The sequence below is a fragment of the Pseudomonas veronii genome, from assembly GCF_001439695.1.
Classification (GTDB): Bacteria; Pseudomonadota; Gammaproteobacteria; order Pseudomonadales; family Pseudomonadaceae; genus Aquipseudomonas; species Aquipseudomonas veronii.
Map to the genome: position 1 here is coordinate 1 of NZ_JYLL01000032.1, position 20,035 is coordinate 20,035.

The following is a 20,035-nucleotide window of genomic DNA, read 5'->3' on the forward strand; positions in this document are numbered from 1 at the left end:
TAGGGGACTCTCGATTCCATGACATGGCCAGTTACCTCCTGGCCATGATTAATACATGTAAACGATGTCTCCGGTTTCAAACGTAAAGGATGTCTCCGGTCTGTACCGGGGCAAGCCCCCTCCCACAGGGTTTTGCAGGGCAACGAGTAGTTTTCGATACCACCGAACGCGAACGGATTGCGACCGCTTACCGCTGATCTCAAGCCGACAAATATCTCAATGTGGGAGGGGGCAAGCCCCCTCCCACAGGGTTTTGCAGGGCAACGAGTAGTTTTCGATGCCACCGAACGCGAACGGATTGCGACCGCTTACCGCTGATCTCAGGCCGACAAATATCTCAATGTGGGAGGGGGCTTGCCCCCTCCCACAGGGTTTTGCAGGGTTCTGAAGTTACAGCGGCATCGTGTAGTGCAACGAGTAGTTTTCGATGCCGTCGTTATGGTCGCTGAGCCCGGCGTTGGAGTAGTGCATGGCACGAATGCCCACTTCATGCCCGCCGTTAAAGCGCAAACCGAAACCCAGGCGGTCTTCGAACTGGAAGGCCTGGCCGAGGTTGTTGTCTTCCAACCGCGTGCGGGAGAATGCCGCCACCCCGATCCCGGCCTCGATGTAAGGCTTTACCGATTCCCCGGCGAACTCATACACAAATACCGGGGAGAACGACAGGCTGCTCGCGCCTGCACGGTGATCACCTTCCCAATAGGTGTATGCACCACTCCAATAGCCGGTCAGGCGACCGACGTCGCTCTGCATCCAGCTCTTATCCCAATCCGACGTCAGCCCCAATCGATAGGTGAGCGTCGAATCACCGGTGGCCCCCAGGCCAAACTCAAGGCCGGCGGCCTGCGCCGAAAAAGAGTGTCCCACCACAACGGCCGCAATCGCGGCCAAACAGAACAAGCGCTTCATAAGAAACATCCTTTCCGAACGAAGTTATAGGTTTTTACACAGGGAAATCTCGCTTATAGAAGCCGACTCACTGTCAGAAATTCAGCGTCTAACGGCGAATTTTGACGAAATTTTCACGAGCCGAAGCTTCTCACAACTCCGGGATGTTTCCATAGTGTCGGTAGGATATTTCTTAGATGACACACATCGCCGCTGGTCCAGAACTGGGCAGGGCCCGGAGTGCCGGCGGCCAGCAGATCGCGTTCGCCGAGCAGGCGCTTGAGTTGGCGGGCCACGGCGGCGCCGGTGTCGATCAGGCTGATGCCGGGGGGCAGCATCTGCGCCAGGAGCGGCTTGAGGAAGGGGTAGTGGGTGCAACCGAGGATGATGGTGTCGCAGCCGGCGCTGAGCAACGGTTCGACATAGCTTTGCAACAACTGGCGCAGGGCCGGGCTGCCCAGGTCGCCGGTTTCAATCAGTTCCACCAGGCCTGGGCACGGCCGGGTGATCACCCGCACATCGGTGGCGAAACGGTCGAGCAACGCGGCGAACTTGGCGCTTTGCAGGGTGCCGGTGGTGGCGAGTACGCCGACCACGCCACTGCGGGTCGCAGCGGTGGCGGGTTTGACGGCGGGTTCCATCCCCACCAGCGGCCAGTCGGGGTAGCTCTTGCGCAAGTCGGCCACGGCAGCAACGGTCGCTGTGTTGCAGGCAATCACCAAGGCTTTGGCGCCGCGCTCGCGGAAAAACGCCGCAACCCGGTGTAAACGCTCGCAAATAAAGGCCGGCGTTTTCTCGCCGTAGGGGATGTACCCGCAATCGGCGACGTACAGCAGCGACTCATGGGGCAACAGTTGCTGGATTTCCTCGAGCACCGTCAACCCGCCGATACCGGAGTCGAACACACCGATCGGTGCATCCTTAACCATGCTGCGCCCCACACACACTGCAACCGGGATCGCGCTTGACGCGCAACTCACGGAAACGCGTGGTCAAGGCATCGATCAGCAACAAGCGTCCGACCAGGGGCTCACCGAAACCGGCGAGCAACTTCAATGCTTCCAGGGCCTGCAGGCTGCCGACCAGACCGACCAGCGGGCCGACCACGCCGGCTTCGCTGCAGGTCAGTTCGGTGTCGCTGCCGTGCCCGTATAAACAGTGGTAGCACGGGCTGTCGGCGCGCCGCGGGTCGAATACCGACAGTTGCCCATCCAGACGGATCGCCGCGCCGCTGACCAACGGCTTGCCGGCGGCCACGCAGGCGGCGTTGACCGCTTCACGGGTGGAAAAGTTGTCGCTGCAATCGAGCACCACATCCACCGCCGCCACTGCCGCGGCCAGGGAGTCGGCATCCAGCGCAGTGCGATGGGTGAGCAGTTTGACCTCGGGGTTGAGCGCGGTCAGACGGCGGATGGCCGAATCGACCTTGCTCAGGCCGACACTGTCCGTGTCATGGATGATCTGGCGTTGCAGGTTGGTCAGGTCGACGGTGTCGAAATCCGCCAGATGCAACTCGCCGACCCCGGCCGCCGCCAGGTACAGCGCCACGGGCGCGCCCAGGCCGCCGAGGCCGACGATCAAGGCGCGACCGTTTTTCAGGCGCAATTGGCCGTCGATGTCGACCTGTTTCAACAGAATCTGTCGGCTATAGCGCAACAGCTCCTGGTCGCTCAGCATGGCCGGTGCCCCAGGCTGATGCGTTCGTGGCCGCCGAGGTCGATGCGGCTGTGGACGCCTTCAAAGCCCTGACTCAGCAGCAGGTCACGCACCGCCGCGGCCTGGTCGTAACCGTGTTCCAGCAACAACCAACCGCCCGCGTTGAGGTGGGCCGGCGCCTCGGCGATGATCAGCCGCAGGTCGTCCAACCCATCATGGCCCGCCACCAGCGCGCTGGCCGGCTCAAAACGCACGTCGCCGGCCGCCAGGTGCGGATCGTTGGCGGCGATGTAGGGCGGGTTGCTGATGATCAGGTCGTAGGTGTGGCCTTGCAACGCGCTGAACCAATGACTGTTGAGCACAGTGGCATTGTGCAGGTTCAGGCGCTGGCGATTGCGTTCGGCCAGGGCCACGGCTTCGAGCACGCGGTCGACGGCGGTGACGTGCCAGGCCGGGCGCTCGCTGGCCAGGGCCAGGGCGATGGCGCCGCTGCCGGTGCCGAGGTCGAGCACCTTGGCCGGCGTGGCGGGCAACAATTCCAGGGCCGCCTCGACCAGCAGTTCGGTGTCCGGGCGCGGGATCAGCGTGTGGGGCGCGACTTCCAGGTCCAGCTTCCAGAAACCTTGCTGGCCGAGGATGTAGGCCACCGGCTCACCGGCGCGGCGGCGTTGCAGGTAATCGGCGAAGGTCAGCGCGGCTTCGCTGCTGACGATTTTTTCCGGCCAGGTGTGCAGGTAGCTGCGGGACTTGCCCAGGGCAGCCGCGAGCAACAGCTCCACGTCCAGGCGTGCGGTGGGCGAGTCGGGCAGGTCGGCGGCGCGCAGAAGGCTGGCGATGATGGTCATTTATTCACCTATCGCCGCCAATTGGTCGGCCTGGTATTCGACGAGCAACGGCTCGATCACCGCGTCGATGCCACCGGCGAGAATCTCGTCCAGGGAGTAGAGCGTGAGGTTGACCCGGTGGTCGGTGACCCGGCCCTGGGCAAAGTTGTAGGTGCGGATGCGCTCGGAACGGTCGCCCGAGCCCACCAGCAGTTTGCGTTCACTGGCAATCGCGTTGGCGGCGGCGCTGGTCTGCTGGTCATTCAATTTGGCCGACAGCCAGGACATGGCCCGCGCCCGGTTCTTGTGCTGCGAACGCTCTTCCTGGCATTCAACCACGATGCCCGACGGCAAGTGCGTGATGCGGATCGCCGAGTCGGTCTTGTTGATGTGCTGACCACCGGCACCGGATGAACGGTAGGTGTCGACGCGCAGGTCCGCCGGGTTGATCTCGATGGCTTCCTGCTCGTCCGGCTCGGGCAACACCGCCACGGTACACGCCGAGGTGTGGATACGGCCTTGGGATTCGGTGGCCGGCACCCGTTGCACGCGGTGCGCGCCGGACTCGAATTTCAGCTTGCCGTACACGTTGTCGCCTTCGACGCGGGCGATGACTTCTTTATAGCCGCCGTGTTCGCCTTCGTTCTCGGACAGGATCTCGACGCGCCAGCCACGCCGCTCGGCATACCGCGAGTACATGCGGAACAGGTCGCCGGAGAAAATCGCCGCCTCGTCGCCGCCGGTGCCGGCGCGGATTTCGAGGAAGACGTTGCGCCCGTCGTTGGGGTCCTTGGGCAGCAGCATGCGTTGCAGGTCGCCTTCGAGCTCGGCCAGTTTGTCTTTGGCTTCACGGACTTCTTCCACGGCCATTTCACGCATGTCCGGGTCGCTGTCCTTGAGCAGGGCCTGGGCGCCCTCCAGGTCGGCTTGTACTTTCAACAGGTTCTGATAGGTGAGCACAATGGGCTCAACTTCGGCGTATTCCTTGGAATAAGCGCGGAACTTGGCCTGATCGGAGATGACCTCGCCGTCGCCGAGCAACGCAGTCAGTTCTTCGAAACGGTCCTGGAGCACGTCCAGTTTGTTGAGCAGTGACGCTTTCATTACGGTTTTTTATCCGAAGAGCTATCTGACGCGCCCTCACCGAGGGCAAAGAGTTCCTGCGCCATGGCCAGCGCATCGAGGCGGCCTTCGGCAGTGAGTTTTTTCAGTTGTACGCTGGGAGCGTGCAGCAACTTGTTGGTCAAGCCGCGGGCCAGTTGCATCAGCACGTCTTCGGCGTTGCCGCCATTGGCCAATAAGCGCTGGGCCTTGCTCAACTCCTCGTCGCGCAGGCGTTCGCCCTGCTGACGATACGCCTTGAGCACGTCCACCGCCGCCAGTTCGCGCAGGCGCACCATGAAGTCTTCGGCGCCGACGCTGACCATTTCCTCGGCGGCCTGGGCTGCGCCCTGACGGCTCTTGAGGTTTTCGGCGACCACTTCGTGCAGATCGTCGACGCTATACAGGTAAACGTCGTCCAACTCGCCGACTTCAGGCTCGATATCCCGGGGAACGGCAATATCCACCATGAAGATCGGCTTGTGCTTGCGCAGCTTCAGCGCGCTTTCTACCGCGCCTTTACCCAGGATCGGCAACTGGCTGGCGGTGGAACTGATGACGATGTCGCTGCGCACCAGCTCGGCCGGGATATCGGCCAGCAGCACGGCGTGGGCGCCGAACTGTTCGGCGAGGATGCTGGCACGCTCCAGGGTGCGGTTGGCCACCACGATACGCTTCACGCCGAGGTCGTGCAGGTGACGGGCGACCAGGGTGATGGTCTCGCCGGCACCGATCAGCAAGGCCTGGCTGCGCTGCAAGTCGCTGAAAATCTGTTTGGCCAGGCTGACGGCGGCAAACGCCACGGACACCGGGTTTTCCCCGATGGCGGTGTCGGTGCGTACCTGCTTGGCGGAATTGAACGTGGCCTGGAACAGGCGCCCCAGCAGCGGCCCCACGGTGCCAGCCTCACGCGCCACGGCGTAGGCGGATTTCATCTGGCCGAGGATCTGCGGCTCGCCCAGGACCAGCGAATCGAGACCGGACGCCACACGCATCATGTGACGAACTGCCGCATCGTCCTCATGCACATAAGCGCTCGCGCGCAGGTCATTGAAGTCCAAATGGTGGTAATCGGCCAGCCAGCGCAGCACGACATCCGCTGAAAGATGCTCCTGCTCTATATAAAGCTCGCTGCGATTGCAGGTGGAAAGGATCGCAGCTTCGCGGCTGTCGGTGAGTCGGCAGAGCTGCTGCAAGGCCTCAACCAACTGCTCAGGCGTAAACGCCACGCGCTCGCGCACGTCTACGGAGGCAGTCTTGTGGTTAATACCGAGTGCGAGGAAGGCCATTCAATATCGCTGATGATGTCGGGAAGCCGACAATTGTCCTACTTCGATAGATTCAGAACAACCACCGTCGTCTATTGTCCCTATACGTTGTGCCTATAAAGGCATCCACTGAGACTCGGTTATGTTTGGCCGAAGGCTTGTGTCATGATGATCCGACCGCAGGTTAGTCGTCCTCTTCCTATATGAATAGATCCTCCGCGTTGCTCCTCGCTTTTGTCTTCCTCAACGGCTGCCAGGCCATGGCCCCCGTGTCGACCGACGGTACACCGCCGGTGGAAGAGAGCACCCCAGCCCCTGAAAAGCCCAAGGTTTACTCCTCGTTCACTGAAGATACGGTGTACAGCCTGCTGACCGCAGAACTGGCCGGCCAGCGCAATCGTTTCGATATTGCGCTGGATAATTACGTGACCCAGGCCATCAATACGCAAGATCCGGGCATCTCGGAGCGGGCGTTTCGCATCGCCGAGTACCTGGGGGCCGACCAGGCTGCGCTGGACACCTCGCTGATCTGGGCGAAAAACGCGCCGGACGACCTGGAGGCACAACGGGCGGCAGCCATTCAATTGGCGCGCTCGGGGCGCTACGACGACTCCATGACCTATATGGAGAAAGTCCTGCAGGGCAAGGGCGACACGCATTTCGACTTTCTTGCGCTGTCGGCGGCCGATACCGACCAGGACACGCGCAACGGGCTGATGAAGAGTTTCGACCGCCTGCTGCAAAAACACCCGAAGAACAGCCAGCTCGTGTTCGGCAAGGCCTTGCTGCTGCAGCAGGACGACGAAGCCGAAGCCGCGCTGAAGCTGCTGGAACAGAACCCGCCGGAAGAAGGCGAGATCGCGCCGATCCTGCTGCGCGCACGCCTGTTGCAGAACCTCAATCGCGGCAAGGAAGCGATTCCGCTGCTGGAAAAAAGCATCAAGAAGTACCCGGACGACAAGCGCCTGCGCCTGACTTACGCGCGCACGCTGGTGGAGCAGGACCGCATGGAGGACGCCAAAGTGCAGTTCGCCAACCTGGTCCAGCAATACCCGGACGATGACGAATTGCGCTACTCCCTGGCGCTGGTGTGCCTGGAAGCCAAGGCCTGGGACGAGGCCAAGGGCTATCTGGAAGAGTTGATCGAGCGCGAAAGCCATGTGGACTCGGCGCACCTGAACCTCGGCCGCATCGCCGAAGAAAACAACGACCCCCAGGCCGCCCTGCTCGAATACGCCAAGGTCGGCCCCGGCAACGACTACCTGCCCGCCCAGTTGCGCCAGGCCGACATCCTGATGAGCAACGGGCGCACCGACGAGGCGGAAAAACGCCTGGTCGCGGCGCGCGAGGCGGAACCGGACTACGCGATCCAGCTGTACCTGATCCAGGCCGAAACCTTGTCGGCCAACAATCAGGCCGAGCGCGCCTGGAAAGTCTTGCAACAAGCCTTGCTGCAATACCCCGACGACCTGAACCTGCTCTACACCCGTGCGATGCAGGCGGAAAAACGCAATGACCTGGCGCAGATGGAAAAAGACCTGCGCCTGATCATCAAGCGCGACCCGGACAACGCCATGGCGCTCAATGCCCTGGGCTACACCCTGTCCGACCGCACCACGCGTTACGCCGAAGCCAAGGTGCTGATCGAACAGGCCCACAAGCTCAACCCGGAAGACCCGGCCGTACTCGACAGCCTGGGCTGGGTGAACTACCGCCTGGGCAACCTGGACGAGGCTGAGCGCCTGCTGCGCCAGGCGCTGGAGCGCTTCCCCGACCAGGAAGTCGCCGCCCACCTGGGCGAAGTGCTCTGGGCCAATGGCAAACAGCGCGAAGCCCGACAAATCTGGGAAAAGTTCCTCAAGGAACAACCCGAAAGCCCCATCCTGCGCGGCACCATCAAGCGCCTGACCGGTTCCGAGACCCTTTAAGTTTATGTTCTTGCGCCACTTTATCGTTTTCAGCTTCATCGCCTTGCTCGCCGGTTGCGCGGGCTTCGGTGCCCGCGAATCCGTTGAGGGCCAGGGCAACCCGGCGCAATGGAAACAGCACAAGGCCCAGCTCAGCAGCATCGATGGCTGGCAGATCGAAGGAAAAGTCGGGGTACGCGCGCCGAAAGATTCCGGCAGCGGCACCTTGTTCTGGCTGCAACGCCAGGACTACTACGATATCCGCCTGTCCGGCCCATTGGGGCGCGGCGCCGCCCGCCTGACCGGCCGACCGGGGCAAGTCAGCCTCGAAGTGGCCAACCAGGGTCGCTACGAAGCCGTCTCCCCGGAGGCGCTGCTGGAAGAGCAGATCGGCTGGAAACTGCCGGTGTCGCACCTGGTCTGGTGGGTACGCGGCTTGCCCGCCCCCGACAGCAAAAGCCGCCTGAGCCTCAATGGCGACAGCCGCCTGGCCTCCCTGGAGCAGGACGGCTGGCAGGTCGAATACCTGAGCTACGTGCAACAGAGCGGTTATTGGCTGCCCGAGCGGATCAAACTGCACGGCACCGACCTTGATATCACGCTGGTGATCAAGGACTGGCAACCACGCAAGCTGGGGCAATAACGTGACCGTAGAGAAACTGACCCTGCCCTCCCCGGCCAAACTCAATCTGATGCTGCACATCCTGGGACGCCGCGAAGACGGCTACCACGAGTTGCAGACGCTGTTTCAATTTCTCGACTACGGCGATGAACTGACATTCGCCGTGCGCGACGATGGCGTGATCCGACTGCACACCGAATTCGAAGGGGTGCCCCACGACAGCAACCTGATCGTGAAGGCCGCGAAAAAACTTCAGGCGCAATCGGGTTGCGCCCTGGGCATCGACATCTGGATCGATAAAATCCTGCCCATGGGCGGCGGCATCGGTGGCGGCAGCTCGAATGCCGCGACCACACTGCTGGGCCTGAACCACTTGTGGAAGCTCGGCTGGGACCTCGATCGCCTGGCCGCACTGGGCCTGACACTGGGCGCCGACGTCCCGGTTTTCGTGCGTGGGCACGCGGCTTTTGCCGAGGGCGTGGGAGAAAAACTCACCCCGGAAAACCCCGAAGAGCCTTGGTATGTCGTGCTTGTCCCGCAAGTATCTGTAAGTACAGCAGAAATTTTTTCAGATCCACTGTTGACACGTAACTCTCCTCCCATTAAAGTGCGCCCCGTTCCCAAGGGAAACAGTCGAAATGACTGCTTACCGGTTGTAGCAAGGCGTTATCCAGAAGTACGTAACGCTTTGAATTTGTTAGGTAAATTTACCGAAGCAAAATTAACCGGCACTGGAAGTTGTGTGTTTGGGGGCTTCCCAAACAAAGCTGAAGCTGATAAAGTCTCGGCCCTTCTTACAGAGACCCTTACAGGGTTTGTAGCGAAAGGAAGCAACGTTTCGATGTTGCATCGCAAGCTGCAAAGTCTGCTCTAAAAGGAACCGAGTACTGGGTACTCGTTGCAACAGATACAGGGGCGTCGCCAAGCGGTAAGGCAGCAGGTTTTGATCCTGCCATGCGTTGGTTCGAATCCAGCCGCCCCTGCCATTTTCCTTTACTCATCCAGGTTACCCTCAGCCTCTAGGTACTGCGCGTGTCCAAGATGATGGTCTTTACGGGGAACGCCAACCCCGATCTGGCTCGACGTGTTGTTCGTCAGCTGCATATCCCTCTCGGTGACATCTCTGTCGGTAAATTCTCCGACGGCGAAATTACCGCCGAGATCAATGAAAACGTCCGCGGTAAAGACGTCTTCATTATCCAGCCGACCTGCGCTCCGACCAACGATAACCTGATGGAACTCGTCGTGATGGCTGATGCCTTCCGCCGCTCCTCAGCGACTCGAATCACAGCTGTAATCCCTTACTTTGGTTATGCCCGTCAGGATCGCCGTCCGCGTTCCGCACGTGTGGCTATCAGCGCGAAAGTCGTGGCTGACATGCTCACCGTGGTAGGCATCGACCGTGTTCTCACGGTTGACCTGCACGCTGACCAAATCCAGGGGTTCTTCGATATTCCGGTAGATAACATCTACGGCTCCCCCGTATTGGTGGATGACATCGAAGACCAGCGCTTTGAAAACCTGATGATCGTGTCCCCGGACATTGGTGGCGTCGTGCGTGCACGGGCTGTCGCCAAATCCCTGGGCGTTGATCTCGGGATCATCGACAAACGCCGCGAGAAAGCCAATCACTCTGAAGTGATGCATATCATCGGTGATGTCGAAGGGCGTACCTGTATTCTGGTTGATGACATGGTCGACACCGCCGGCACCCTGTGCCACGCGGCGAAAGCCTTGAAAGAGCACGGTGCGGCAAAAGTCTTCGCCTACTGCACACACCCTGTGCTGTCGGGCCGAGCGATCGAGAACATCGAGAACTCAATGCTGGACGAACTGGTGGTGACCAACACCATCCCGTTGTCCGCTGCAGCTCAAGCCTGTCCGCGTATCCGCCAACTGGATATCGCACCGGTAGTTGCCGAAGCGGTTCGCCGCATCAGCAACGAAGAATCGATCAGCGCGATGTTCCGTTAAGGGTCAAACCTTCGGATCACCTCACTGACGAAAAGCGCCCCGCCCCGGCATATTGTCGGGGCGGGGCTTTTTTGCCCATATCGCCTTTAGCGCTGGTCGCAAACGCTGGGGCGAATGTGGTTATTTTGGAGATACAACATGAACGAATTTATTCTGAATGCTGAAGTGCGTTCCGACCTGGGGAAAGGTGCGAGCCGCCGCCTGCGTCGTCTCGCAAGCCTGGTTCCAGCTGTAGTTTACGGTGGCGACAAAGCCCCTGAATCCATCAGCATGCTGGCCAAAGAAGTTGCCAAACTGCTGGAAAACGATGCGGCCTACAGCCACATCATTTCGCTGAACGTCGGCGGCACCAAGCAGAACGTCATCATCAAGGCCCTGCAACGTCACCCAGCTAAAGGCCACGTGCTGCACGCTGACTTCGTTCGCGTCGTTGCCGGCCAGAAACTGACCGCCGTCGTGCCTGTGCACTTTGTTGGTGAAGAAGCTCCGATCAAAAAAGGCGGCGAAGTTTCGCACGTTGTTGCCGAGATCGAAGTGACCTGCCTGCCGAAAGACCTGCCTGAGTTCATCGAAGTCGACCTGTCGGCTCTGGAAATCGGCGAAATCCTGCACCTGTCCGACCTCAAAGCCCCTAAAGGCGTTGAGTTTGTCGCACTGGTTCACGGTGATGACAAAGCGGTTGCCAACGTTCACGCTCCACGCGTTGCTCCAGAAGCTGAAGAAGGCGCTGCAGAGTAATTCACTCTGTATTGCCGGAGCTTGAGGAAACATCGCGGACCGAAACGTAGCGAGAAAGCGGGCGATAACGCGACGTTTACTCTTGAGTAAATGATCCCTTGTCGTCCACTTTCGCCGCACTCAGGTCGGCATTGTTATCCACAACTCCAAAGGAAGGGCCCCTGTCGTGACTGCCATTAAACTGATCGTTGGCCTGGGAAATCCAGGCGCAGAATACGAACAGACCCGGCATAACGCGGGGGCCCTTTTTGTTGAGCGCATCGCCCACGCCCAAGGTGTAAACCTGGTGGCCGATCGCAAGTATTTCGGCCTGACCGGACGCTTTTCGCATCAGGGTCAGGATGTTCGTCTGTTGATTCCCACCACCTACATGAACCGCAGCGGCCAGGCTGTCGCGGCGCTTGCGGGGTTCTTCCGGATCAAACCCGAAGAAATCCTGGTGGCCCATGACGAACTGGACCTGCCTCCCGGCGTTGCCAAGCTCAAGCAAGGCGGCGGGCATGGCGGGCACAATGGCCTGCGCGACATCATCGCGCAGCTGGGCAATCAGAATACCTTTTACCGTCTGCGGCTCGGCATTGGCCACCCAGGCGTTGCCAGTATGGTTTCAAATTTCGTCCTGGGTCGTGCGCCACGCGCCGAACAGGAAAAACTCGATGCCTGCATCGACTTTGCCCTCGGCGTGCTGCCGGATATCCTCGCCGGGGAATGGAACCGCGCGATGAAAAACCTGCACAGCCAGAAGGCCTGACTCTTTTCCGAGGGGAAACACCATGGGATTCAATTGCGGCATCGTCGGCCTGCCCAACGTCGGCAAATCCACCCTGTTCAACGCGCTGACCAAGTCCGGTATTGCGGCGGAGAACTTCCCCTTCTGCACCATCGAACCCAACAGCGGTATCGTGCCGATGCCGGACCCACGCCTGGACGCCCTGGCGGTGATCGTCAACCCCAAGCGCATCCTGCCGACCACCATGGAATTCGTCGACATCGCCGGCCTGGTGGCCGGTGCGTCGAAAGGTGAAGGCCTGGGCAACAAGTTCCTGGCCAACATCCGCGAAACCGATGCCATCGCCCACGTGGTCCGCTGCTTTGAAGACGAGAACGTGATTCACGTCTCCAACAGCGTCGACCCGAAACGCGACATCGAGATCATCGACCTGGAACTGATCTTCGCCGACCTCGACAGCTGCGAGAAGCAACTGCAGAAAGTCGCGCGTAACGCCAAGGGTGGCGACAAGGACGCCGTGGTCCAGAAAGGCCTGCTGGAGCAGCTGATCGCCCACTTCACCCTGGGCAAGCCGGCACGCAGCCTGATGAAGACCATGGGCGCTGACGAGAAGGCCGCAGTCAAGGGCTTCCACCTGCTGACCACCAAGCCGGTGATGTACATCGCCAACGTCGCCGAAGACGGCTTCGAGAACAACCCGCTGCTCGACGTGGTCAAGGCCATCGCCGACGAAGAAGGCGCGATCGTGGTTCCGGTGTGCAACAAGATCGAAGCGGAAATCGCCGAGCTCGATGACGGCGAAGAAAAAGACATGTTCCTCGAGGCTCTGGGCCTGGAAGAGCCTGGCCTGAATCGCGTGATCCGCGCCGGTTACGAAATGCTCAACCTGCAGACCTACTTCACCGCCGGTGTCGAAGAAGTCCGCGCCTGGACCGTCAAGGTCGGCGCCACCGCGCCACAGGCCGCCGGCGTGATCCACACCGACTTCGAAAAAGGCTTTATCCGCGCCGAAGTGATCGCCTACAACGACTTCATCCAGTACAAGGGTGAAGCCGGTGCCAAGGAAGCCGGTAAATGGCGCCTGGAAGGTAAGGAATATATCGTCAAGGACGGCGATGTGATGCACTTCCGTTTCAACGTGTAAGCGTTGTCGGAATCAAAGAAGCCGCGTTTATTCGCGGCTTTTTTGTGGGCGCTTTGAAGGCAAGCGAGCCATTCGATCTGAACTCTCGGCAATAAATGCATGGCTAACGCTAGAAAAAGGCATTGGGCGGGTGACCAGACCTTCCCAATGCCAAACGACCTGATTTAATTTGCCTTGAATCGCTTAACCCAGGGTGTTCAGACACACCACCTTGGGCTGGGTCATTTCCTCATAGGCAAAGCGCACCCCTTCCCGGCCGAGGCTGCCGTACTTGGAGCCGCCAAACGGCATGGCATCGAAACGATAGTCGGACGAATCGTTGATCATCACGCCACCCGCCTCGATCCGCCGCGCCGCACTCATCGCCGTCGCCAGATCATTGGTGAAGATACCCGCGTGCAGGCTGTAATCGGGTTCATTGGCCAACGAGATGGCCTCATCGAAGGTTTCGAAAGGCTGCAACACGACCACTGGGGCAAACACTTCGTTGCGCCACAGGCGACTGGCATGATCGACATTTTCCAGCACGGTCGCGGCGTAGCACGAGCCCTCGCGCCGGTGGCCGCAAAGTAACCTGGCGCCCTCCTCCAACGCTTCGTTGACCACCTGCTCGGCCTTCTGCGCCGCTTGGGGGGTAATCATCGGGCCGATGTCGGTGCTGGCAAGCAATGGGTCTCCGGTCACCAGTTTCTGCGCCAGGCTGACGAAGTGCTCGCGAAAACGCGCGTAGATCGACGCCTGGATCAGCAGGCGCTGAGTGCCGATGCAGTTCTGTCCCGCCGCCCAGAAGGCCCCGGACAGACAACTGTCGACGGCGGCCGCAAGGTTGCAGTCCGCCATGACGATCACCGGCGCATTGCCGCCCAAGTCCATGGCGAGCTTCTTCAGGCCGGCCGTGCGGGCAATCTGCTCGCCGGTGACGAAGCCGCCAGTAAAGGAAATCATCCGCACCTCACGGGAGGCGACCAAGGCCTTGCCCAGTTCCGCGCCGCCGGTGGCGACGGTGACCACCGACTCGGGCAACCCGGCCTTAACCAGACACGAGACCAATTTGATGGCCGACAACGGCGCCAGCTCAGACGGTTTGAGAATCACCGCGTTGCCGCCGGCAATGGCCGGACCGAGCTTGTGCGCCACCAGATTCAATGGATCGTTGTACGGGGTGATCGCGACGATCAGGCCCAGCGGCTCGCGGGAGAACCAGCCCTGGCGCGACTCGGAGCCCTCATAGGCATCGAAAGGCACCACTTCCCCGGCATTGCGCCTGGCCTCTTCGGCAGAAAGCTTGAGGGTGTTGACGCAGCGTTTGACCTCTTTTTCCGCCTGTTTGAGGGTCTTGCCGGCTTCGTCGACAATCAGCCGGGCAAATGCCGGGGCATCGCGTTCGATGTGCAAGGCGGCCTGTTCGAGAATGCGTGCCCGACGATGACGCGGCAGTTCGGCGCAGGCTTGCGCACCGCTGCGACCCTGCACCAGCAACTGCGGCACCTGCGATGCACAAACATCCGCTACGGTCCCGATAACAGTCCCGTCAAAGGGGTTGAAGACTTCGATGTGCGGCGCCACGGCAGCCAGCGCAAGACTCGATAGTTTCACAGGCGTTCTCCTAGTTGTGCGCAACAGACTGATGGATGCTGATGATGTCCGACAGCAACGCAAACGCTGTTTCCGTGCGCCCAGCTCCCGGCCCCGAAACCGTCACAGCGCCGAGCAGATCGGTGGCGAACGACACGGCATTGGTGGCGCCGCAGATACCGGCCAGCGGATGATCATGGTTCAACAGGCGCGGCTCGACACTGGCACTGACCGAACCATCGGCATGACGCGTGGCCGCGCCGATAAGCCTCCAGCGTGCTCCGTCCTGCCGGGCTTTTTCGATGTCGCCAAGGCCGAGTGAGGAAATACCGCTGCAACTGACATCGTTGACGTTCAGCTTGGCGTCCAGCAACTCGTTGGCCAGAATCACCACCTTCAGACGTACATCATGCCCCTCGATGTCCGCCGTTGGGTCGGCTTCGGCATACCCCAATGCCTGCGCCTCACTGACCGCCTCGGCGAAACCCAGGCCGCCTTCCATGCGGGTCAGGACGAAGTTGGACGTGCCGTTGAGAATCCCCTCGAAACCGACAACCGAACTGCCCGCCAGCAACTGCCTGGCCAGGCGGATCACCGGTGTGCCGCTCATCACCGAACCTTCGTATTCAAAGACGACGTTATTGCGCTGGGCCAGGTCTTTCAGCTCGCCACCGTGCAGGGCAATCGGTCCCTTGTTGGTGGTGACCACATGTTTGCCGTTCTCCAGCGCCCAGCGGCAGAACGAAGTAGCCGGCTCACCATCCACCGGGTTGGTAAAGGTCGCTTCGGCAATGATGTCCGCACCGGACGCCTTGATCACCGCTTCGTTGAGGGCTACGGCTTCGCCCCCCGGCAGTTGCGCGAAAGCGCCCTTGACCGCTGGAAGATTGGCCAGCAACGCGGCATCCAACCCGTCGCGACCGATCACCGAACCGAGGAACAGATCAGTGACGCCGACGATTTTCAGGGTAAAACCCAGTTCGTTTTTCCAACTGTCGTTACGCTCGGCAATCAGCTGAGCCAGCGCCCGGTTGACACCACCGAAGCCGACCAGCGCCAGTTTGTATTCAGTCATTTTTTATTGTCCTTGATCTGGGTGATGGGTTGTTGGGCACTAGATTAGGGACACGTCCTGGGCAGTGAAATATGCCAATTTGCTCTATTTCATGGGCGTTTTGACCAGTGCCTGGGCAAAGCGTCCGGGCATAAAAAAAGCCAACCGAAGTTGACTTTTTCACAGCAAAAAACCGGCTAGACAACAGACGATAAAACGAATGAAGTCACCGTGTTTTCCACGCCCGGCAGCGCGGAGATTTCATTCCAGACCTTATGCACCCGCTCCGGGCTCGCAGCGCCGACGCGCAGCATCAGGTCGAACTCGCCGCTCATGACATCGCACTCGATGACTTCCGGTATTGCCCGCAAAGCCTGCAGCACATCCGCGCCGCGCATGCGGTCGTAGCGATAGACAAAAATCACCGCATTGATGCTCGAAGAGGCTTGTCGCCCCTCCCCCGTTCGCACCGTATACCCCTGTATCGCACCGTCGCGCTCGAGCCGTTCGATCCGTTGGCGCACGGCATTGCGCGACAGATTGACCTTGGTCGCCAGCTCGGCGTGGGCCGCCCGGGCATTGAGCCGCAGCTCAGCGATGATACGTTCATCGAGCGGGTCCAGAATGCGCTTCACTTGACCTCCTGCGGCAACGCCGTCACAGCGCGCCGAGCAGCTGATGGATGGTGTCGAGGTCGTCCGGTTGAATCCGGTAATGCTGTGCCGATCCCTGCTCCGCGAGCGGGCTGTGTTGCGCCGGCGCACCGATCCCCAGCTCGCCGAGCAGCACGGTAGATTTGGCCGGTGAGATTTCCCCCAGGGTGACCATCGGCGCGACCAGGCTGCGGCGGTACAGTCGAGCTGCCAGGACGCCGGTGGCGGTGTGAGGATCAATGACGTAACCGGTGTCACGGTACAGCGAGGTCATTTCCTGCAGGGTTTCGTCATCGCTGACCGCGTAGGAGTCGATGATCATCCGCGCCTGCAACCAGAACTCGTTGGCGATGGTCATCTCGCCGCTGGATTCGAACGCTGCCATCAGCGCGCTCACCGCCTGATCGTCATGCCCGTAGAGCTCCCAGAGGAAACGTTCAAGGTTGGAAAAAATCGACAGGTCCATGGCCGGCGACAACGTCTTGTTGGTTCGCAACCTGGAGTAGTGGTTCTTCAGAAACAACTGATGCAATGCGTCGTTCTGATTGGTCGCAACGATCATCTGGGTGATCGGCAGGCCCATTTTCTGCGCAATGTAACCGGCATATACCTCGGCAAAACTCGCGGCGGGCACGCTGAAACCAATCAGACGCTGAGCGCCTCCCAGTTGCAGCACGGCGTGGAAATAAAACACCAGTTGCGCCAACACACTGACCCAGTTGCTGGAGTTGAAACTGACTGCCTCGTGCTGCGTGCATGGCCACTGCCGGAACAGCCGGTTCACGATGGTCTGGCACTCATCGAAGCTACCGTTGACCGCGAACGTGTGGACATTCGGGTGAGCCACCGCCTGCAGATGCTGCAACTGATTCTGTGGTACGCCGGATGCCGGATAGAGCACCACCACGACGGTGTCGTTACAGTGCTTGAACGCCTCGATGGCCGCCAGCCCGGTATCACCGTTGGTAGCCCCGAGCACCACCGCGCGTCGCTGGCGTTTGTGCAGAAAATACTGCACCAACTGCGCCTGCAACTGGGCGGCAAAATCCTTCGAGGAACGGGTAGGTCCGTGGAACAGCTCCAGCACCCACTCGTTGCGGTCGACCTGATGCAAGGGCGCCACGGAGCGATGACTGAAGCGGCTGCTCGCCTCTTTGAGCATGCGCTTGAGATCCACCTCAGGGATGGCCCCACCCACAAACGGACTCATGACCCGATAGGCCAGTTCGTCATACGGCAAGATCGACCAATTGGCCATGTCCTGGGGTTCGAACAGCGGCAACTCGAAGGGCACGAACAGTCCGCCGTCCTCGGCAATACCGGATAACACGACCTTTTCGAAATCGACCTGCATGGCCGAACTTCGTGTACTCACATAGTGCATGGTTGACTCCGGCCATTCATTTGTAACGATGTGCCTGCTCGACCAGCCAGGTAGAAAACATGACCGCATCGGGATGCTGGTCGGCCCCCGAACCGCGTACCAGATAAAACGATTCGCTGGCTTCGATGCGCTGGGCGAAGGGTTCAACCAGACGCCCGTCCTGGAGCATCTCGTCGACCATCGAGGAGCGGGCCAGGGCAATCCCCTGCCCCAACTCGGCCATGCGCAAGGTGCAGATCAGCGTGTCGAACTGCATGCCGGTCGACGAATCGACGGTGTCCGCTCCGACCATGTTCAACCAGTAACCCCAGCCCTCTTCGTAACCCAGAACGTGCAGCAACGGATGGTGAGCCACGTCGGCCGCGACCTTCAGCGGCGAGCGCGCCATCAGGGCGGGCGAGCAGACCGGAAACAAGGTGTCCCAGGTCAGGCGTTGCGAGACCAGGCCGGGCCATTGACCATGACCCCAACGAATTTCCATATCGTCTTCGCCATCCAGCTCCTTGACCCAAATGTTGCTGATATAGCGGATGTAGACATGGGGATGAGCCTGACGAAAGTCGACCAATTTGGGCGCCAGCCAATGTACGAAAAACGCCAGGCTGCCACGCACCTTGATCGGTCGGCGTTTGTGTTGGCCAAAAATCTCGTTGGTCCCCACCGCCAGCCGAGTGATCGCATCCTGCACCACCGGCAGATAGGCTTGGCCTTCCTCGGTCAGCCCCAAGCCACGGGGCAAGCGCTTGAACAGCGCCACCCCCAGATGGCTTTCCAATTGGCGGATCTGCTGGCTGACCGCGCCCTGGGTCAAAAACAGTTCCTCGGCGGCGTGGGTAAAGTTCAGACAGCGGGCAGACACCTCGAATGCCCGCAGCCAGTTCAATGGGGGTAACGGCTTTTGCTTCATGGTCTGGACCTCATTGACGCCCCCCGCACCGAGCACGCTTGCCCACCCTGCCTAGAATGCATCGGACGGTTGTGCCAAGGGGGCAAGCGACAAGCGTCGCTCGCGGCTCTTGCGGGTAATGTAATACACGAAGTAGCACCAGGCGATGAATGGCAAACCGAAGTACAGCGCCACCCGCTGCTCGGGGTCGAAAGCGATCCCGACGCAGGCCAGGCTGCAGCAGGCCAGCGCTCCCAGAGGTACCCACGGATAACCCCGGACGCGGAACTTGAGGTCGCGGACATCACCGCCATTGGCCACATAGTGACGGCGGAATGCGATCTGGCTCGCGGCGATGCTCATCCACACCACCACTACCGCCAGCCCGGAAATCGACACCAGCGCCAGATAGACGGTGTCAGCGGCAAACACACTACTGAGCAACGAGGCACCGCCGCCGAACATGCTCAATACGATGGCATTCAACGGCGTCCCCGTGCGGGTCAGGTTAGAGAACTGCTTAGGCAGGTGTCCCTGATCGCTTAAGGTCCAGAGCATCCGCGAAGCGGCGTACAACCCGGAGTTGGCCGCAGACAACAGCGCCGTGATGATCACGAAGTTCATGATGTCGGCGGAGTAAGGAATGCCGATGTAGGTAAATACAGTGACGAACGGACTCTCCACCAAACCGGCCTGCTCGCGGGGCAACAGCGTCGCCAGGACGAAAATGGTGCCGACGAAAAAGATCGCCAGACGCAACACGGTAGTGCGAATGGCCCGCGGCACATTGCGCTGAGGGTCCTTGGTTTCACCGGCAGCGATACCGATCAACTCCGTACCGGAGAAGGCGAAGGACACCGCCAACAGGGTCATGGCAATCGACATGAAACCGGTGGGGAACAAGCCCTCGCGGGTGAAGTTACCCAGGCCGGCACTGTGCGCCTGATCGATATGCAACAGGCCGAGAATCGCCCCGCCGCCGATTATCAGGAACACCACCACCGTCACTACTTTGATCAAGGACAACCAGAACTCGGTCTCGGCAAACAAACGCACCGAGATCACGTTGGTCAGGAACACCACGCCAGCGAACAGCGCACTCCAGATCCACACCGGCGTGTCCGGGAACCAGCGCACCATAAGAATACCGGCGGCGGTGAATTCCGAGCCGATGGCCACGGTCCACGTCAGCCAATACAGCCAGGCCACGGTGTAGCCGGTACCTGGGCCAAGAAAGCGCGTGGCGTAGGTGCTGAAGGAGCCGGTTTCCGGCATCTGCACCGCCAACTCGCCCAGGCACATCATGACCATGTAGACCATGAGGGCGCCGATGATGTAAGCAATGACCGCACCTAACGGACCGGCCTGGTTAACGGTGTATCCGGACGTGAGAAACAGCCCGGTACCAATCACGCCGCCCAATGCCAACATGACAATATGGCGCGTCTGCATTTCCTGTTTGAAACTGGCACGCGGGTTGATTTGCTGTTCTTGTATGGACATGGTTGTTCTCATGAAAGTTGGCGGGGCACGCATTAACGTCTGCGCTGAGTTACTGGGCAGAGTCAAAAAATGTCGCCACTGGGTTTTATTATTATTCCGCTTCATGAACGCCTCACTAACGGCCCTGT

At 60.4% G+C, this 20,035-nt stretch carries 19 protein-coding genes and 1 tRNA gene; 8 read left to right on the plus strand and 12 right to left on the minus strand.

What is annotated here, in order from left to right:
- Nucleotides 1-390: 390 nt before the first annotated feature.
- The 6 genes from TU80_RS26060 to hemA all read right to left on the minus strand — a co-directional run bounded on the left by TU80_RS26060 (nucleotide 391) and on the right by hemA (nucleotide 5,758).
- The gene (locus tag TU80_RS26060) at nucleotides 391-909 is read right to left on the minus strand and encodes an acyloxyacyl hydrolase (protein WP_046384755.1); all 519 of its coding nucleotides are present in this window, start codon (nucleotides 907-909) and stop codon (nucleotides 391-393) included.
- Nucleotides 910-1,022: 113 nt separating this feature from the next.
- Nucleotides 1,023-1,817, minus strand: a complete 795-nt coding sequence (gene murI, locus TU80_RS26065; protein WP_046384756.1) for a glutamate racemase — start codon at nucleotides 1,815-1,817, stop codon at nucleotides 1,023-1,025.
- Nucleotides 1,810-2,565: a molybdopterin-synthase adenylyltransferase MoeB gene (locus tag TU80_RS26070; protein WP_057005742.1), complete on the minus strand. Its 756-nt coding sequence runs from the start codon at nucleotides 2,563-2,565 to the stop codon at nucleotides 1,810-1,812. The genes murI and TU80_RS26070 overlap by 8 nt, the downstream gene beginning before the upstream one ends.
- Nucleotides 2,559-3,389 carry a peptide chain release factor N(5)-glutamine methyltransferase gene (gene prmC / locus TU80_RS26075; RefSeq protein WP_057005743.1) on the minus strand — a complete coding sequence of 277 codons (831 nt, stop codon included), beginning with the start codon at nucleotides 3,387-3,389 and terminating at the stop codon, nucleotides 2,559-2,561. The genes TU80_RS26070 and prmC overlap by 7 nt, the downstream gene beginning before the upstream one ends.
- Nucleotides 3,390-4,472, minus strand: a complete 1,083-nt coding sequence (gene prfA / locus TU80_RS26080) for a peptide chain release factor 1 (protein WP_017844400.1) — start codon at nucleotides 4,470-4,472, stop codon at nucleotides 3,390-3,392. It lies immediately after the preceding gene.
- Nucleotides 4,472-5,758 (minus strand): glutamyl-tRNA reductase, encoded by a 1,287-nt coding sequence (gene hemA / locus TU80_RS26085; RefSeq protein WP_017844401.1) that lies wholly within the window; start codon nucleotides 5,756-5,758, stop codon nucleotides 4,472-4,474. The genes prfA and hemA overlap by 1 nt, the downstream gene beginning before the upstream one ends.
- Before the next feature lie 182 nt (nucleotides 5,759-5,940).
- Here hemA and TU80_RS26090 point away from each other — a divergent pair, with 182 nt between their 5' ends.
- From TU80_RS26090 to ychF, 8 genes are all read left to right on the plus strand, one after another.
- The gene (locus tag TU80_RS26090) at nucleotides 5,941-7,665 is read left to right on the plus strand and encodes a tetratricopeptide repeat protein (protein WP_046384758.1); all 1,725 of its coding nucleotides are present in this window, start codon (nucleotides 5,941-5,943) and stop codon (nucleotides 7,663-7,665) included.
- A 4-nt stretch (nucleotides 7,666-7,669) separates the two neighbouring features.
- Nucleotides 7,670-8,287 carry a lipoprotein insertase outer membrane protein LolB gene (gene lolB, locus TU80_RS26095; protein ID WP_046488043.1) on the plus strand — a complete coding sequence of 206 codons (618 nt, stop codon included), beginning with the start codon at nucleotides 7,670-7,672 and terminating at the stop codon, nucleotides 8,285-8,287.
- A gap of 49 nt (nucleotides 8,288-8,336) precedes the next feature.
- A complete protein-coding gene (ispE, locus tag TU80_RS26100; RefSeq protein ID WP_186354582.1) occupies nucleotides 8,337-9,140 on the plus strand; it encodes a 4-(cytidine 5'-diphospho)-2-C-methyl-D-erythritol kinase in 804 nt (267 codons plus the stop codon).
- 37 nt (nucleotides 9,141-9,177) lie between these two features.
- Nucleotides 9,178-9,252: transfer RNA gene (locus TU80_RS26105), tRNA-Gln, on the plus strand.
- Nucleotides 9,253-9,298: 46 nt separating this feature from the next.
- Nucleotides 9,299-10,240, plus strand: a complete 942-nt coding sequence (locus TU80_RS26110; protein WP_017844405.1) for a ribose-phosphate pyrophosphokinase — start codon at nucleotides 9,299-9,301, stop codon at nucleotides 10,238-10,240.
- A 138-nt stretch (nucleotides 10,241-10,378) separates the two neighbouring features.
- Entirely contained in the window at nucleotides 10,379-10,978 is a 600-nt protein-coding gene (locus TU80_RS26115) for a 50S ribosomal protein L25/general stress protein Ctc (RefSeq protein ID WP_017844406.1), read from the plus strand.
- Between the two features lie 166 nt (nucleotides 10,979-11,144).
- Entirely contained in the window at nucleotides 11,145-11,729 is a 585-nt protein-coding gene (gene pth, locus TU80_RS26120; protein WP_017844407.1) for an aminoacyl-tRNA hydrolase, read from the plus strand.
- A gap of 22 nt (nucleotides 11,730-11,751) precedes the next feature.
- Nucleotides 11,752-12,852 (plus strand): redox-regulated ATPase YchF, encoded by a 1,101-nt coding sequence (ychF, locus tag TU80_RS26125; protein ID WP_046384760.1) that lies wholly within the window; start codon nucleotides 11,752-11,754, stop codon nucleotides 12,850-12,852.
- 183 nt (nucleotides 12,853-13,035) lie between these two features.
- On the opposite strand, the gene TU80_RS26130 is transcribed toward ychF, so the two are convergent.
- From TU80_RS26130 to TU80_RS26155, 6 genes are all read right to left on the minus strand, one after another.
- Entirely contained in the window at nucleotides 13,036-14,448 is a 1,413-nt protein-coding gene (locus TU80_RS26130; RefSeq protein WP_046384761.1) for an aldehyde dehydrogenase family protein, read from the minus strand.
- A gap of 10 nt (nucleotides 14,449-14,458) precedes the next feature.
- Nucleotides 14,459-15,502, minus strand: coding sequence for a homoserine dehydrogenase (locus TU80_RS26135; RefSeq protein WP_057005744.1), 1,044 nt, complete (start codon nucleotides 15,500-15,502; stop codon nucleotides 14,459-14,461).
- Between the two features lie 176 nt (nucleotides 15,503-15,678).
- A complete protein-coding gene (locus TU80_RS26140) occupies nucleotides 15,679-16,116 on the minus strand; it encodes an Lrp/AsnC family transcriptional regulator (RefSeq protein WP_046384763.1) in 438 nt (145 codons plus the stop codon).
- A 22-nt stretch (nucleotides 16,117-16,138) separates the two neighbouring features.
- A complete protein-coding gene (gene thrC, locus TU80_RS26145) occupies nucleotides 16,139-17,518 on the minus strand; it encodes a threonine synthase (RefSeq protein WP_046384764.1) in 1,380 nt (459 codons plus the stop codon).
- A gap of 16 nt (nucleotides 17,519-17,534) precedes the next feature.
- Complete coding sequence (locus TU80_RS26150; RefSeq protein ID WP_046384765.1) at nucleotides 17,535-18,425, minus strand: LysR substrate-binding domain-containing protein; 891 nt, start codon at nucleotides 18,423-18,425, stop codon at nucleotides 17,535-17,537.
- Between the two features lie 51 nt (nucleotides 18,426-18,476).
- Nucleotides 18,477-19,907, minus strand: coding sequence for an amino acid permease (locus TU80_RS26155; protein WP_046384766.1), 1,431 nt, complete (start codon nucleotides 19,905-19,907; stop codon nucleotides 18,477-18,479).
- Nucleotides 19,908-20,035 lie beyond the last annotated feature (128 nt).

Coding starts and splice junctions, on each gene's coding strand:
- TU80_RS26135 (WP_057005744.1), bottom strand. CDS start 15,502: ATGACTGAATACAAACTGGCGCTGGTCGGCTTCGGTGGTGTCAACCGG.
- murI (WP_046384756.1), bottom strand. CDS start 1,817: ATGGTTAAGGATGCACCGATCGGTGTGTTCGACTCCGGTATCGGCGGG.
- TU80_RS26060 (WP_046384755.1), bottom strand. CDS start 909: ATGAAGCGCTTGTTCTGTTTGGCCGCGATTGCGGCCGTTGTGGTGGGA.
- TU80_RS26115 (WP_017844406.1), top strand. CDS start 10,379: ATGAACGAATTTATTCTGAATGCTGAAGTGCGTTCCGACCTGGGGAAA.
- hemA (WP_017844401.1), bottom strand. CDS start 5,758: ATGGCCTTCCTCGCACTCGGTATTAACCACAAGACTGCCTCCGTAGAC.
- ispE (WP_186354582.1), top strand. CDS start 8,337: ATGCTGCACATCCTGGGACGCCGCGAAGACGGCTACCACGAGTTGCAG.
- thrC (WP_046384764.1), bottom strand. CDS start 17,518: ATGCACTATGTGAGTACACGAAGTTCGGCCATGCAGGTCGATTTCGAA.
- ychF (WP_046384760.1), top strand. CDS start 11,752: ATGGGATTCAATTGCGGCATCGTCGGCCTGCCCAACGTCGGCAAATCC.
- TU80_RS26090 (WP_046384758.1), top strand. CDS start 5,941: ATGAATAGATCCTCCGCGTTGCTCCTCGCTTTTGTCTTCCTCAACGGC.
- TU80_RS26150 (WP_046384765.1), bottom strand. CDS start 18,425: ATGAAGCAAAAGCCGTTACCCCCATTGAACTGGCTGCGGGCATTCGAG.
- lolB (WP_046488043.1), top strand. CDS start 7,670: ATGTTCTTGCGCCACTTTATCGTTTTCAGCTTCATCGCCTTGCTCGCC.
- TU80_RS26155 (WP_046384766.1), bottom strand. CDS start 19,907: ATGTCCATACAAGAACAGCAAATCAACCCGCGTGCCAGTTTCAAACAG.
- prfA (WP_017844400.1), bottom strand. CDS start 4,472: ATGAAAGCGTCACTGCTCAACAAACTGGACGTGCTCCAGGACCGTTTC.
- prmC (WP_057005743.1), bottom strand. CDS start 3,389: ATGACCATCATCGCCAGCCTTCTGCGCGCCGCCGACCTGCCCGACTCG.
- TU80_RS26070 (WP_057005742.1), bottom strand. CDS start 2,565: ATGCTGAGCGACCAGGAGCTGTTGCGCTATAGCCGACAGATTCTGTTG.